Origin of the sequence: Winogradskyella vidalii (genome assembly GCF_013403955.1) — a bacterium.
In the GTDB taxonomy this organism is placed as follows: domain Bacteria; phylum Bacteroidota; class Bacteroidia; order Flavobacteriales; family Flavobacteriaceae; genus Winogradskyella; species Winogradskyella vidalii.
This window is the reverse complement of record NZ_JABFDG010000003.1, coordinates 297,828-313,386: the sequence shown is the minus strand read 5'-3', so window position 1 is coordinate 313,386 and position 15,559 is coordinate 297,828. Positions and strand designations below refer to the sequence as shown.

The window sequence follows — 15,559 nt, the reverse complement described above, 5'->3', positions numbered from 1 at the left end:
CTTTCGTGAGCACCCCAAAAATAGAGATTTCAGGACTTAATTTAATAAAAACACTGTTACTTAGTGGAGGTATAATAGCTTTATTTTACTACGGAAAAGACCTTGTAATTCCCTTATTGGTGGCTGCTATTATAGCAATATTACTAGATATACCCGTTCAAAAACTTAAAAGTTGGGGGTTGCCAAATTGGGCTTCAATTACCTTAGCTGTTCTACTTATGCTGATATTATTTTTGTTGATTTTTTGGCTTTTAAATTCACAAATAAGCAACATGGCGGAAGATTGGTCTACTATTAAAGATAAAGCAAACGAAAAACTCAATTCATTATCTCAATGGACAAACGACCGGTTAAATTGGAATTACAAAGATTATATTGAAGGTAATAAAGAATTGGTTGAAAAAGCAGAAGGTTTAGCGAGTACATTTTTATCCTCTATAATGAGTCTACTCTCGCAATCACTCATCATCTTTGTATATATTATCCTTTTCTTAATGCAAAAAAAGCAATTTATAAATTTCTTTAAAAAACAATTTTCTAATGAAGCCGCAATAAGTTCGCTAATGGTGAAGTCTGCTCAAACTATTAAAAATTATTTTGTGGGTAAAGGAAAAATTATGGGATTCCTTTTTGTTATTTATTACATAGGGTTTTTATTTGGCTCTGTGCCTTACGCCTTGTTTTTAGCCTTATTTGCATCACTATTTTCAATAATTCCGTACGTTGGTAATATCATTGGGGGTGGCGTTGCTGTATTACTATCCTACTTATATGCTGGATCAACACCTGCACTAATTGTTATTGGTGTTATTTCAGTAACACAACTTGTAGAAAATTATGTATTAACACCTTGGATTATCGGTGATGAAATCAATTTAAATCCATTTATTACCATTTTCGGTATCATTGTATTCTCAGCGTTATGGGGTGTTGTTGGCGCTGTTATTTCTTTACCTTTAATAGGCGTTTTAAAAGTTGTTTTTGACCACACAAAAGGCATGGAAGCTTATGCGTATTTATTAAAAAAAATGGATTGACATTAACCGTATTGCTACGATAATTTTTTATTTCTGCTGAACAAATCCTAGTAATTAGCGCTGTCAAAAAACACTTATTAAATTGTAAAACCGCAATCGTTTTCGTTATTTTTGTAACTCATTTTATATAAATTCGAGAATGAAAACAGCTAAGCATTTTCACTCCTATTATATCAATAATTACCATTAACTTGAGCGCAGGCGATAGCCTTTAGCATCTAAAATCAATTCCATGAAACCAGATTTATTTGAAGCACCAGATTATTATAACCTTGACGAATTATTAACAGAAGAACATAAATTAGTGCGCGATGCAGCAAGAGCATGGGTAAAACGTGACGTTTCTCCCATAATTGAAGAGTATGCTCAAAAAGCAGAATTTCCTAAACAAATCATTCAAGGTTTAGCTGACATCGGAGCTTTTGGACCATACATCCCTGAAGAATATGGAGGAGCTGGTTTAGATCAAATTTCTTATGGATTAATTATGCAAGAGATAGAGCGTGGTGATTCTGGCGTACGCAGCACAGCCTCTGTTCAATCTTCTCTAGTAATGTATCCTATTTGGAAATATGGAAATGAAGAACAACGACAAAAATACTTACCTAAATTAGCTTCTGGTGAATGGATTGGTGCTTTTGGCTTAACCGAACCCGACCATGGTTCTAATCCGGGAGGCATGACTACTAACTTTAAAGATATGGGTGACCATTACCTTTTAAATGGTGCCAAAATGTGGATTTCTAATGCCCCTTTTTGTGAAATCGCTGTGGTATGGGCTAAGGATGAAAATGGACGTATTCATGGCTTAGTTGTAGAGCGCGGTATGGAAGGTTTTTCTACACCAGAAACACACAATAAGTGGTCACTAAGAGCAAGCGCTACTGGTGAGCTTATTTTTGATAATGTAAAAATCCCAAAAGAAAATTTATTACCTAACAAATCTGGATTAGGTGCGCCTTTAGGATGTTTAGATTCAGCACGTTTTGGAATCGCCTGGGGTGCCATTGGTGCTGCAATGGATTGCTACGATACCGCTTTGCGCTACAGTAAAGAGCGTATGCAGTTTGGCAAGCCAATTGGGCAATTTCAACTACAACAAAAGAAATTAGCTGAAATGATTACTGAAATTACCAAAGCACAATTGTTAGCTTGGCGACTCGGTGTAATGCGTGAAAATGGTACGGCAACTTCAGCACAAATATCAATGGCAAAACGAAACAATGTAGAAATGGCGATTAATATTGCACGTGAAGCTAGGCAGATGTTAGGTGGTATGGGAATCACTGGTGAGTACAGTATAATGCGTCATTCAATGAACCTAGAAAGTGTCATTACTTATGAAGGCACCCACGATATTCACCTATTAATCACAGGCTTAGATATCACTGGCCTTAACGCTTTTAAATAAAATATTAAGTCAACATAAGTCTTAATATTTAACTATTAAATGATATTTGACATGTTTTAAAATTCTTTTGAATCATAAATTTGTTTTAAATTTAGATTTTAATCAAACTTCTATAGTTTAAAGCATATGGATGAAGCAAGAAAAGAATTAATTCAATTTATCAACTTACAATTAGCCTCAATAGGGCAACCTACTTTTAAAGATACTGAAGATAGCACAGAAAAGTTTTGCGACCCTAAATTTGAAGTATTATCAAATGGCTTAATTAGAAGTATTCGTGAGAAATCTAGACTATTGGCTAGTCACCTTAGCCCTGTAGATTCAAGAATTCAAAATTTTATAGACGACTATTTAAAAGACGTTAATATTGATAAATCGTATATTATTCCTAACGATACCTTAATTTTATCAAAAAAAGGGCAAGCAAGAGAAGCAAGTTTACCACCTGATGGCTCATCATTTGAAAGTGATTTAGTGACGTCCTCACGTCTAAAACAAGGGATTTTAAACAATCCACTACACGATAAAAGAACAACTAAAGGCACCTTTCATATCGTAGAAGGTCCACTGCCTGTTCCGTTAGATAAACAAGAAGTTCCTAAGGTCGTTTTAGCACACTTTTTACATGCGGCTTTCAATCCTTCAGATGACTTAAAAATACTACCTTTTACATCCAATCAAGAGGACAAAGCAAAAACGATGGTTTCTATGTTATTGCGACCTGTAGTTTGCCCGGAAGTAAAAGGGATTCTTTCTCAAAAATCCTTAGAGGTTCGTTTTTTTGCGCCTGGTAATTTAGTCAGTAATTTAGATTTTGTAGAATCTATTTTTGGCAATGCTGGCGATCCTAATTTAGCACATAATGATGCTGCGTTAGACCCAGAACATTGGACAGGCCATACAGGTTGTATCGTTTTAGCACCACAATTATTGACACTAAAGAAAAAAGATGTAGGACTTCCGCATTATAACGATGCTACAGAACGCCAGAAAAAAGATGGCATGTGTTGGACTAATGAAAACGAGCTTTACAATAATGGTAGTGCCTTTAAAATTACCTGTAGAGATGAAAGAGGTGTGGTTATTACTTTAATTGCTGACAACTACTATGGTTATTCTAAAAAAGAAATAAAAACACAAATTAGTTACTCTGCTAACCTTTTTGGTCTAGCTGAAGAAGAACATGCAGGAGGCGCTATTGCTTATGCTAGGCGTGTAATGGGTGAAACTGTAGATTGTAATGATTACTCTAAATACTACGGCTTAGACCATACATTTGATGATATTAAAACCTTAATAGCTGATCGCATTGAGGTGAAGCCCGAAAATTATGCAATAGATAAAAATTATCCAAATATCATTTACGTTCCAGAATCTTCCTATTTCAATACTGCAACTAATAGTATTACCTGGAATCATAAAGGCAAAGAACAAAAACTTACCTTATCACCTTTTAAAACCTATATCCACCCCTCAGGAAATAAGTTGAAATTAGAAAAACACAATTCTATTGATTTGTGGCGTATGATAGAAACTTATCCTGAAGGCGTATTTTGTCATAAACCATGTACGGTTTCTGGTGGTGGTAAATCAGAGATTTCAAAATCGATGCAAAATGCCATAACCTATAATGCATTTAACATTCATAATATCGATGAGGATTTTAAGAAAGCAGACGAGATTATTGAATTTAATTATTCTACACGATGGAAAGTTAAAGATCCTAACAGACCAAAATCAAGATCGTTTTTAAGTGAAAAAAGAACCTTAGGTTCTGCCGTAAAACTATTAACACCTAACGAAGAAAATTCAGATGAATTCAATGAATTTCTAAAAAATATTCCGGTTCATATTCGTTCTTTAGTATTGTTTGTAAAACGTTTATTCAGACAAGCACATGGTGCTAACCTTAACTGGAAAGACATGATGTCTGTAGAATTCATCAACGGTGTTAAAGGAACATCCTTAAATTATAACCATACACCAGTAGTTGGTAGTTATGTAAGAATTGGCTTTAACCAAAAAGGGAATTGGATGTTGAATAAATTACGTTCCGATTTCTCTGCCTGCGAGAAAATTCAAACGGAAGATGATATTACAGCATCGATTACACTTCCAAATGAACGCTTTAAAAATTTAAACCCAGAATACCCTAATAAAAGTGTCAAAGTGCTAACCAACTGTGAAGCACATTTATTTCAAAGACCCGACGAGGCTATTGTTAGAGGCTATGATAAACTAGCCGAATTAGATATCATTTCAGATGGTAGATTCTTAACCAATTACGAAATGCTAACTAAAGCAGATGCTATTGCGATTTATGAAGACACCATTAATTACGATAAATACACACAACCGGTCAAAGATTTTATCAAAGAAATTATTGACTCTAATGATGATGACATTCAGTTTGTTTTACCATCTCATCCAAGAATTGTAGATGGCGAACCAACAAAAAACCCGCGTTATTTAGAACCTAATGTATTCTATGACGAATCTGAAGCAACATATATTTCAGATATAGGTGTGCGTTTGTGTAGAAGAATTAAGCCTGAGGACCCCGTTATTCATGTGGTCAATGCCGTTTTAACAGGCCGAAGAAATAACCCAGCAGATCGCGAAGCTGGTATTAGACCTTTAGCGGTTTATAACCCAATTCACTATCAAGAAACGCCTGAGTTATTTATGGACTTTATTTGTAGTCTTACAGGAAAATCGCCATCGACTACAGGAGCAGGTACTGAAGGGGCTCTAACCAAAGCACCGTTTAATATGTTGACACCTACAACCGATTTAAACAATGCTTTATTATCACATATCCTAACAGAATCTAACGGCTTTAGTACAGCAGCTGGTTACGTTGGTGCAGAGAACAAAATAGATCATGATGTTAGTCTCCTAATCCCAGAGATTTGGGCAAGAATGGCTCCTGAAGATCGAGATCCTCAAAATTTAATTGCTAATAGATCTTTAGAAAAACTTGAAGATTTTGAACATAATGGTAAAAAAGTATTAGCGAGTCGTTTAGGTTATAGAATTACGAAAAGATTTTCTTTACTGTGTTTAAATCGCCTATTTGATGAACCTACAGCTGTATTTAATGAGCGTATGCTAAAGCCTGAATTACAGAATTTAGAAGATTACGTCGATGGAATTAACAATATTGTTGAAGCACAGCAAAAAGTAGCCTTAAACTATTTTGAAGATGGCAGCATTGAAGCGGCTATCCCACCGTTAAAGATTCTGTTAAACATTATGGCTTATGGTCATTATGAAGGCAAAGATATTAGCGACCCAGAATTAAGACAATATTTTGACCGAAGTTATGTTGTAAACTCAGATTGGTACAAAGAACGATTAGTTTTAAAACAGCAAAAAGATATTGCTTATTATAAATCTCAAATTAGTTATCTAGAAGCCTTTATTAAAGATTCTAAAAATGAACTTTTAGTTGATGAAATGGAGTTAAATTCTCGTTTACATGCGACTAATAAATTATGTGAGACCGTAAAATCTTCAGATTATATTGACCGATTGGTTGGCACTATTGGTGTAGACCCGTTGTATAAGAAATAAACTAAAGGTTAATTTAAATAAAAATGCTTCTCTTTTTGAGAGGCATTTTTTGTTTAATTTAGGTGTCTGTATAAAACAAACAAATGTCTACCAACTCTAGATTAGATCACGCTTATAAACATGCTAAACGCCTTAAGTTTAACAACGCTTCTAAAATTATATTATTTAGCGATTGCCATCGGGGTGATAATAGTTTTGCAGATGATTTTGCCAATAATCGTAACATTTATTATCATGCTTTAAGACATTATTATCTTGAAGGTTTTAGCTATTGTGAGCTTGGTGATGGTGATGAGCTTTGGGAAAATTTATCTTTTGAATCCATATTTAGTGCGCATAAGAATGTCTATATGCTAATGAAGCAATTTCATGATGAAGAGCGTCTACACATGATTTGGGGTAATCATGATATGGTGTATCGCGATCCAAAGTATGTTGAAAAACACTTATATTCCTTTTTTGACCCAAAAACAGGTAATGATGAGGATTTATTTTGTGATATTAAATATCATGAAGGGATTGTTTTAGAACATTCAGAAACCAATCAAGAATTATTTCTAACTCATGGTCATCAAGCGGATTGGTGGAACTACAACTGTTGGAAATGGAGTCGTTTTTTAGTTCGTATCCTTTGGAAACCGTTAAATGTGATGGGAATCGCGGACCCAACAACACCTGCTAAAAACTATACAGAACTCATTAAAATAGAAAAAAGAACCAAACGCTGGATTATTGAAAACAACAATTTAATCACCATTGTTGGCCATACACATCGACCTCGCTTTCCAGAACCTGGAGATATTGCTTATTTTAATGATGGAAGTTGTGTTCACCCAAGAAGTATTACTGGTCTTGAAATTGAGAATGGAGCCATTTCGCTAATAAAATGGCAAATAATAACGTCTGAAGATGGTAATTTAAAGATTGATCGGTTTTTGTTAGAAGGACCAACAAAGTTAGCCGATTATAAAACGGAGTAATCTCTTTAAGAAAAACAGTAATTAAAAAAATAAAAAAATCTTATGAGCTATAATAACATCTTACTTGTTGTTCTAATGTGTTTTATGAACATGACATCTGACATGCAATCCAAATCAACGATAAACTTTTCAGAGTACACCTTTAATACGATTACTGGTGAACAAACCTCAATAACCCTAGAAGATGACAAAATTTACATCTTAGACTTTTGGTATCTAGAATGTGCACCTTGCATAAAAGACCATCTAGTCATCGCTAAGTATAGCGACTACGCTAAAAAGCAAAATATTGAAATCATTGGAATATCCATCGATCGAAGCAAAAGCAAATGGGCAGCCTATTTAGAAACACATGATTATAACTGGACGAATTACAACCAATTTGGCACTGATAAATCACTCTATAAAGATTTAGAAATACAGTTCTTCCCTACGTATTTAGTAGTAAATAGTAAAGGCGACCTACTTCATAAAGCCAATCGATTTAAAAGTGCTTTGGATTTTATTGAAGCTTCAAATTTTAAAAATGAATAAATATTAAACTCCTAAATTCCAAATTGACGATTAGACTCCCGCCTTCGCAGGAATTTGTTACGACTCAGGAGCCAATTCTACTTCTAAACCTTCCATTTCTGGTGTCATTTGAATTTGACAACCTAAACGCGAATTATCTTTTACATAGAAAGCCTCAGAAAGCATCGCTTCTTCATCATCTTGCATTTCGGGTAGTTCGGTGTCACTTAACACATAGCATTGACAAGAGGCACACATCGCCATACCACCACATACGCCGATAGTACCTTCTGGAGCCAATTCGTATGAGCGAACTACTTCCATTAAGTTCATCGCCATATCTGTAGGTGCTTCAATTGGATGTTTTACACCTTCGCGATCTATTATTGTTATGTTTATGTCTTGTTCCATGATTAGTTTCTACAAAAATGCGAAGTTTATTTTATTATATCACAGAGACTCACAGAGCTTACACTGAGATTCTCAGAGTAAAATTAGTTATTAATTGAGATCTCACAAATTTTAAAACCTCTAAGTCCTGTTTTTTTATTTTGAGTAAATACAACACTATGAACGGAAACTAGAATCTAATCAAAAGCTTTTACAACAGCTTTTGGTGCTTCTTTTCTAGAGCCATCAAATCCATTAACACCAGCAACGGTTGTATATTTTAAAACATAACGTTTTCCTGGATTAATAATTTTATAGGCGGATTGACACATTAATGTTGCTTCGTGAAAACCGCAAAGGATTAATTTTAATTTTCCTGGATAAGTATTCACATCTCCAATAGCAAAAATCCCAGGAATATTAGTTTGGTAATCTAATGAATTATCTACCTTAATAGCATTTTTCTCAATTTCAAGCCCCCAATTCGCTATTGGACCAAGTTTTGGTGACAAGCCAAATAACGGAATAAAGTGGTCGGTTTCTAATACAAATGGCGCTTCATCTTTTTTAGTGACTTCAACACTTTCAACTTTATCGTTTCCATTTATAGCGGTAATTTCTGCTGGCGTAATTAAGTTTATCTTTCCAAGGTTTTTTAACTCTTGTACTTTTTCAACAGAATCTAAATGCCCTCTAAATTCGTTTCGTCTATGAATTAAAGTGACGCTAGCAGCAATATCACTTAAAAAGATACTCCAATCTAAGGCTGAATCTCCTCCTCCTGCAATGACTACATTTTTATTGCGATACATTTCAGGTTCTTTAATCATGTACTCCACGCCTTTATCTTCAAAATCACCGATATTGTCTAATAATGGTTTACGCGGTTCAAAACTTCCTAATCCACCAGCAATTGCCACAACCGGAGCCTGATGTTTGATGCCTTTGTTTGTAGTAACTATAAAACTGCCGTCCTCTTGTTTATCTATGGTTTCAGCACGTTCTCCCAAAGTAAAACCAGGTTCAAACTGCTTGCATTGCTCCATTAATTTATGCGTTAAATCGCCTGCTAAAATTTCTGGATAAGCAGGAATATCATAAATCGGTTTTTTAGGATAAAGCTCTGTGCATTGTCCACCTGCTTGTGGAAGTGCGTCTATTAAATGGCATTTTAGTTTTAAAAGTCCTGCTTCAAAAACAGTAAAAAGTCCGGTTGGACCTGCGCCAATTATAAGGATGTCTGTTGTAATCATAATAATGCCCAAGGAAATGGGAATTTCAATTTAGTAAAGCATAAATCTAGGGTTACTGCTTCAATTTTTATTAAAACCTATAAGGTTATTTCAATCAATATTTTAATTATGGGAACAAAACTACTAATGTCATTTCAATCAGAATGTGATAAATATCACATTACCTTTTCAATATTAATAACTTTTTCAATTTGTGGTGCATATTTTTTGATGGTCATCTCTACACCCGATTTTAACGTCATTTGATTGACACTACATGAGGTACAGGCACCAACCAGTTGAACTCTCACCAATTTACCATCATCAATAGATAATAAGTCAATATCACCACCATCACTTTGTAGAAATGGTCGGATTTCGTCTAATGCCTTTTCAACATTCAATCTAAGTTCTTCTGGATTCATTTTACTTTTTATTTGTAGCAGAACAACCTGCCATTGTTGTAATTTTTATTGCCTCTGTTGCTGGTAAGGCCTCATTTCTATCCACCACTTGTTGCACCACTTCTCTTGTAATGGCTTCAAAAGCACCTTCAGTAGGAGTTCCTGTTTGCATAGCAGCTGGTCTTCCTAAATCGCCTGCCTCTCTAATGCTTTGCACTAAGGGCACTTCACCTAGAAACGGCACTTTTAAATCTTCTGCTAAATGCTTAGCACCCTGGTTTCCAAATATATAATATTTATTTTCAGGAAGTTCTGCAGGTGTAAAATAAGCCATGTTTTCAATAATTCCTAAAACAGGCACATTAATACTATCTTGTTGAAACATTGCCACCCCTTTTTTAGCATCTGCTAAAGCTACATTTTGAGGTGTACTAACCACTACAGCACCTGTAATAGGCAATGCCTGCATAATACTTAAGTGAATATCACCTGTTCCGGGAGGTAAATCGAGTAACAAAAAGTCTAATTCTCCCCAAGCGGCATCAAAAATCATTTGGTTTAAAGCTTTAGACGCCATTGGTCCTCTCCAAATAACCGCTTGATCAGGTTTTGTGAAGAAACCTATAGACAATACTTTAACACCATAATTTTCAACAGGTTTCATTTTAGATTTCCCTTCTATGGTTACCGATAATGGGCGTTCATTAGCCACATCGAACATGATGGGAATAGACGGTCCATAAATGTCAGCATCTAAGACGCCAACTTTAAAGCCCATTTTAGATAAGGTTACCGCCAAATTTGCAGTCACTGTAGATTTACCAACGCCACCTTTTCCCGAAGCTACTGCTACAATATTTTGAATCCCAGGGATTGCTTTACCTTTAATTTCGTTTTTTGGCGCTGCTGCAGGTGCATCAACTTTGACATTGACTTTTATTTTTGCTTTTTCATAAACATTTTTATGAATGGCTTGTAAAATTTCTACTTCTGTTTTTTTACGTGCCTGCAGTGTTGGGTTTTTTATAGTAATATCTACAATAACCTCATCTGCAAAAGTAACCACATTAGTAACGGCGCCACTATCCACCATATTTTCACCTTCACCAGGTGCTGTTATCGTTTTTAGTGCGTTTAATATATCTTGTTTGTTTAATTTCATATTGAATAAAGACTTGAGAATAATAGAGGCTAAAATATCGATTCAACATCCTCTTATTAAGATTAATTCTAAATGCAAAGATACTTAGAAAAGTTTAGAATTAGAACTAGATAAATTGAATTGTGCAATTGGTATATAAGTCTTAATTATAGTGTTTTTAAAAGGATAGAAATGGATAGTAAACCCATCACTTTTACATTAAATTACTATCGAATTTCCTTAGCAGGATCCCAATACACAACCTCTAAATTCTGAATTTGATTATCGATTACTTCTATGCCTTCATTTTCTAAAAGTTGTTGCATAAGATTAGTACCTTCAAAATGGTGTTTTCCTGTTAAAAGCCCTTTTCTATTAACAACGCGGTGTGCAGGTACGTCTTTTCCGTGAGAGCCATTCATAGCGTAACCAACAATCCTGGCGCTTTTGCCAGCACCCAAATATTTAGCAATAGCACCATAACTCGTTACTCGTCCATAAGGGATTTGTTTGGCAACATCATACACTTTTTCAAAAAAACTAAGCGTTTCAGGTTTCATTTATAAATCTCTTAATATATTGATTAACGTAATTAGAGCTACAAACCCTGTAATAATACCGATACTTAAATTCATGCTTTTTTGGGACGTAAATTTTCGGTCTTTAATCTTATCAAAAAAGAAAATATAAAAATAAAGCATTACAAAAGTTCCTGTTGCTGCTCCTGTAACATAGGTAATAATACTCAATCTCTCAAAACTCATCCAACTAAAAGACACTAAGGTAATGGTCATATAGGCTTGATAAGGAATAGGAAAAACATTTAGCGCAGATAATAACATACCATGCAATAATCTGCCGTGCTTGCTTTTTATTTCTGCTTGTACTTTTTTCTCTTTTTCCTTAGATGATGACACTAAAAAATAGATGGTAATAAGCACAAAAATAACGAATGCGACACGCTTTAAAATCGCTACAATATCGGGGTGACTAGACAAATATCTTGCAAAGATAGCCGCTAGATAAGTTTGTATAAACACCACAATACAAACACCTGTAGAAAACATAATACCACGAGCTGCGCCTTCTTTAAGACTTATTTTAGCAGCGGTCATATTAAGTAACCCAGGCGGAACAACGCCAATAAGCGCTACTATAAACCCTAAAAAGAAAATAACGGTTATATTCAAATTTTAGTTGATTTTGAATCTAATATACGTAATTGCTTTGTCTTTCTCTAAGTACTGATTTTCGTAAAATGTTTGAATTTCAGTAACGTCTTCTGGACTACCTTCTAATTTATACACATTATGATTGGCATAAAGCACTTCTAAACCGGCACCATGTAGCAAGCCTAAGGTATAACCATGCATGAATTCACTATCCGTTTTTAGATGCATTAAGCCACCTGGCTTTAAAACCTTTTTATAGCGCTCTAAAAACTGTAAATTAGTCATTCGGTGTTTTGTACGCTGATATTTTATTTGTGGATCAGGAAAAGTAATCCAAATTTCATCAACTTCATTTTCTTCAAAAATATATTCAACCAGTTCAATTTGCGTTCTAATAAAAGCCGCATTGGAAATATCTTCTTCGATAGCTGTTTTGGCACCTCTCCAAAAACGTGCGCCTTTAATATCTATACCTATAAAATTTTTGTTAGGATAACGTTTCGCTAAACCAACAGTATATTCTCCTTTACCACAGCCAAGTTCTAAAACCAAAGGGTTGTTGTTTTTAAAAACTTCTGACTGCCATTTTCCTTTTAATTTATAAGTCGCATCTACCAATTCTTCTCGTGTTGGCTGATACACATTATGAAAGGTTTCGTTTTCTCTAAAGCGTTTAAGTTTGTTTTTACTTCCCACTAATTTATGATTTATTAATAATTCGGTAAAATTAAGCAAACATTTTAGGTTTACCTTTGTTTAATACAACCTAATCTAAAATTAAGAAACACGAACCTAAGTTGGATACAAAGAAAAAAATTTTAGTGGCGCCTTTAAATTGGGGATTAGGTCATGCTACACGTTGCATTCCGATTGTCAATGAATTGATTCGGTTTAATTTTGAACCTATAATCGCCAGCGATGGTGTTGCGCTAGAATTACTCAAAAAAGAATTTCCAACGCTTCAAACGCTTGAACTACCTTCGTATAAAATAAAATACTCAAAAAAATCTAAGCATTTTAAGTTGAAGCTTATAAAAGACAGCCCTAGACTTTTAAAAACGATAAAGAAGGAGGAAAAAGCTATTGCTCATTTTATTAAAACGACTACGATTTCTGGCATCATTTCAGATAATCGTTTTGGTGTAAGACATAAAAAAGTACCTTCTGTATTTATAACACATCAATTAAAAGTTTTAAGCGGAAGCACCACTTGGCTAAGTACTAGTATTCATCAAAATATCATTTCAAAATTTGATGCTTGTTGGATTCCGGATTATGAAGGCGAAAAAAACCTAAGTGGTGTTTTAGGACATGTCAAAGATTTTGATGCGCCTTTAAAATATTTAGGACCTTTATCGCGATTTAAAAAACAAAACTTAGCCATTAAACACCAGCTTTTAGTATTGCTTTCTGGTCCAGAACCACAACGTACTTTTTTAGAAGAAAAATTATTTAAAGCGTTAGAATCCTATAAAGGAAATATCTGTTTTGTAAAGGGTGTCGTTGAGTCGCAGCAAACAAACACTCAACATCAGAACATGAGCATTTACAATTACATGACGAGTGCAGAACTAGAAACCGCAATAAATGAAAGTGAAATAGTATTGAGCCGATCGGGTTATACCACGATTATGGACTTAGCTAAATTAGAAAAGAAAGCCTTTTTTATTCCGACACCCGGACAATTTGAACAAGTGTATTTAGCTGAAAAGTTAGAAGCAGAAGACATTGTTCCTTATTGTACTCAAGATGAGTTTTCAATAGCGTTATTAGAACAAGTTAAAGACTATAAAGGATTTACTTTTGAAGATTTTGAGTGTAACTACAAAGACTTATTTAGACTTTTCTAAGGTAAACGAAAATTCACTACCCACATCTAGTTGGCTTTCAATATATATTTTTTCTTCGTGCGCTTCAATAATATGTTTAACGATAGACAAGCCCAATCCCGAACCGCCTTCTTTGCGTGAACCACTTTTATCTACACGGTAAAAACGTTCAAACAGACGTTGATGGCTAGATTCATGAACCCCTTCTCCATTATCTGTGACTCTAACAATAACTTTATTTTTAATTAGGTTTTCTATACTGATTTCTGTGGTTCCCTTTTCGCGTCCATATTTTATAGAATTAACTACTAGATTTGCTAAAACTTGCTGAATACGTTCTTTATCTGCAAAAACCATAATAGGCTCATGATACTTAATATCAAAAGTTAAGGTAATGCGTTTTTTTGCGGCTTTCATTTCAAAAAGATCAAAGACACTCTGAACCAGTTGAACGATATCAAAATTTTCTTTATCGAGCTTCATCACACCAACTTCTAGTTGGGTAATCATATCTAAATCTTTAATGATATAGGTTAAGCGTTCGACCCCTTTACTTGCTCTAGTGAGATATTTTTTTCTGAGCTTTTCATCTTCAATTCCTCCATCTAATAAAGTTAAAATATAACCTTGAACTGTAAAAAGCGGCGTTTTTAGCTCATGAGAGACATTACCTATAAACTCTTTACGATACTCTTCCCTTATTTTTAAGGTTTCAATTTCAATCTTTTTGGTTTTGGCATATTTATCAATTTCTCTCGTTAAAGTCCCCATATCAGTAGTGATGGGTTGTTGCCTTAAATTTGTAGATTCTAAGAGTGTAAGATCATCGTAAATTTTCTTTACACGTCTATATATAAATCGCTCAACTCTATATTGTATAATTGAAAAACACAGCGGAAAACAGATTATTGGAAAAAAAATCACCTGCCAATTAAATGTGTGGTAGTAATCTAAAAAAACACTCACAAGGAGTGTTGAGAACATCGTTACATATAACGATGTCCTTATGGCGAATTTATATGTTTTTCTCAGATTGTTTTTTTGCATTAGTCTACAAACTTGTAACCAACACCTTTGACCGTTTTAAAGGATTTATCGCCTATTTTTTCACGAAGTTTTCTAATATGTACATCAATGGTTCTACCACCAACAACAACTTCATTACCCCAGACTTTGTCTAAAATTTCATCGCGTTTAAAAACCTTACCAGGTTTGGTTGCCAACAAAGATAATAATTCAAATTCTTTTCTCGGCAAAGTTGTTTCTTGACCCTTAATCGTAATTTTATATTCTTCTTTGTAAATTACTAAGTCGCCAATTTTTACAATACTATCTACAGTACTCTCAACATCCTTAAAACGTCTTAATAATGCTTTAACTTTACTAATTAAAACCTTTGGCTTTATAGGCTTAGCAATATAGTCGTCTGCACCAGCATCAAAACCGGCTACTTGGGAGTAATCTTCACCACGTGCCGTTAAAAATGTAATGATTGTTTCGCTTAATTCTGGTATTTCTCTGATGCGTTCACAAGCTTCAATACCGTCCATTTTAGGCATCATAACATCTAAAATAATTAGATGGGGTTTATGTTTTTTTGCTAATTCAACAGCTTCTAATCCATTTTCACCCTTTAAAACTTGATAACCTTCCGCAGATAAATTATAACCAACTATTTCTAAAATATCTGGCTCATCATCAACTAACAATATTTTAATATCTTTCTTTTTCAATGGTGTTCTATTTTATAGATTGTAAATATAGGATATATCTCTATTACCCCTTGTATATTTATCGAATTGATAACAATTCCCTAACATTAAAAATATAAATCATTGATCACTAGAAGCACCTGACATCTACTAGATTAACTT

At 34.2% G+C, this 15,559-nt stretch carries 15 protein-coding genes; 6 read left to right on the top strand and 9 right to left on the bottom strand.

Annotation, left to right across the window (positions count from 1 at the left end; genetic code table 11):
- The first annotated feature begins 5 nt into the window (after positions 1-5).
- From HM982_RS10220 to HM982_RS10200, 5 genes are all read left to right on the top strand, one after another.
- Positions 6-1,037, top strand: a complete 1,032-nt coding sequence (locus tag HM982_RS10220) for an AI-2E family transporter (protein ID WP_179353059.1) — start codon at positions 6-8, stop codon at positions 1,035-1,037.
- A gap of 232 nt (positions 1,038-1,269) precedes the next feature.
- The gene (locus HM982_RS10215; RefSeq protein ID WP_179353058.1) at positions 1,270-2,448 is read left to right on the top strand and encodes an acyl-CoA dehydrogenase family protein; all 1,179 of its coding nucleotides are present in this window, start codon (positions 1,270-1,272) and stop codon (positions 2,446-2,448) included.
- A gap of 126 nt (positions 2,449-2,574) precedes the next feature.
- On the top strand, positions 2,575-6,024 hold the full coding sequence (locus HM982_RS10210; protein ID WP_179353057.1) for a hypothetical protein: 3,450 nt from the start codon (positions 2,575-2,577) through the stop codon (positions 6,022-6,024).
- Positions 6,025-6,107: 83 nt separating this feature from the next.
- Complete coding sequence (locus HM982_RS10205; RefSeq protein ID WP_179353056.1) at positions 6,108-7,004, top strand: metallophosphoesterase family protein; 897 nt, start codon at positions 6,108-6,110, stop codon at positions 7,002-7,004.
- 42 nt (positions 7,005-7,046) lie between these two features.
- Positions 7,047-7,538 (top strand): TlpA disulfide reductase family protein, encoded by a 492-nt coding sequence (locus HM982_RS10200; RefSeq protein WP_179353055.1) that lies wholly within the window; start codon positions 7,047-7,049, stop codon positions 7,536-7,538.
- Positions 7,539-7,595: 57 nt separating this feature from the next.
- On the opposite strand, the gene HM982_RS10195 is transcribed toward HM982_RS10200, so the two are convergent.
- The 7 genes from HM982_RS10195 to trmB all read right to left on the bottom strand — a co-directional run bounded on the left by HM982_RS10195 (position 7,596) and on the right by trmB (position 12,552).
- Complete coding sequence (locus HM982_RS10195) at positions 7,596-7,928, bottom strand: 2Fe-2S iron-sulfur cluster-binding family protein (protein ID WP_179353054.1); 333 nt, start codon at positions 7,926-7,928, stop codon at positions 7,596-7,598.
- Positions 7,929-8,104: 176 nt separating this feature from the next.
- On the bottom strand, positions 8,105-9,160 hold the full coding sequence (locus HM982_RS10190; protein WP_179353053.1) for an NAD(P)/FAD-dependent oxidoreductase: 1,056 nt from the start codon (positions 9,158-9,160) through the stop codon (positions 8,105-8,107).
- Between the two features lie 155 nt (positions 9,161-9,315).
- Complete coding sequence (locus HM982_RS10185) at positions 9,316-9,564, bottom strand: NifU family protein (protein ID WP_179353052.1); 249 nt, start codon at positions 9,562-9,564, stop codon at positions 9,316-9,318.
- A 1-nt stretch (position 9,565) separates the two neighbouring features.
- Complete coding sequence (locus HM982_RS10180) at positions 9,566-10,705, bottom strand: Mrp/NBP35 family ATP-binding protein (protein ID WP_179353051.1); 1,140 nt, start codon at positions 10,703-10,705, stop codon at positions 9,566-9,568.
- A 206-nt stretch (positions 10,706-10,911) separates the two neighbouring features.
- Positions 10,912-11,244: an MGMT family protein gene (locus HM982_RS10175; RefSeq protein WP_179353050.1), complete on the bottom strand. Its 333-nt coding sequence runs from the start codon at positions 11,242-11,244 to the stop codon at positions 10,912-10,914.
- Positions 11,245-11,874 (bottom strand): LysE family transporter, encoded by a 630-nt coding sequence (locus HM982_RS10170; RefSeq protein WP_179353049.1) that lies wholly within the window; start codon positions 11,872-11,874, stop codon positions 11,245-11,247.
- Positions 11,875-11,877: 3 nt separating this feature from the next.
- Positions 11,878-12,552, bottom strand: coding sequence for a tRNA (guanosine(46)-N7)-methyltransferase TrmB (gene trmB / locus HM982_RS10165; RefSeq protein WP_179353120.1), 675 nt, complete (start codon positions 12,550-12,552; stop codon positions 11,878-11,880).
- Positions 12,553-12,653: 101 nt separating this feature from the next.
- Here trmB and HM982_RS10160 point away from each other — a divergent pair, with 101 nt between their 5' ends.
- Complete coding sequence (locus HM982_RS10160) at positions 12,654-13,706, top strand: glycosyltransferase (protein WP_179353048.1); 1,053 nt, start codon at positions 12,654-12,656, stop codon at positions 13,704-13,706.
- On the opposite strand, the gene HM982_RS10155 is transcribed toward HM982_RS10160, so the two are convergent.
- Positions 13,689-14,732 (bottom strand): sensor histidine kinase, encoded by a 1,044-nt coding sequence (locus HM982_RS10155; protein ID WP_179353047.1) that lies wholly within the window; start codon positions 14,730-14,732, stop codon positions 13,689-13,691. The genes HM982_RS10160 and HM982_RS10155 overlap by 18 nt on opposite strands.
- Positions 14,732-15,418 carry a response regulator transcription factor gene (locus HM982_RS10150; RefSeq protein ID WP_179353046.1) on the bottom strand — a complete coding sequence of 229 codons (687 nt, stop codon included), beginning with the start codon at positions 15,416-15,418 and terminating at the stop codon, positions 14,732-14,734. The genes HM982_RS10155 and HM982_RS10150 overlap by 1 nt, the downstream gene beginning before the upstream one ends.
- Positions 15,419-15,559: the final 141 nt, after the last annotated feature.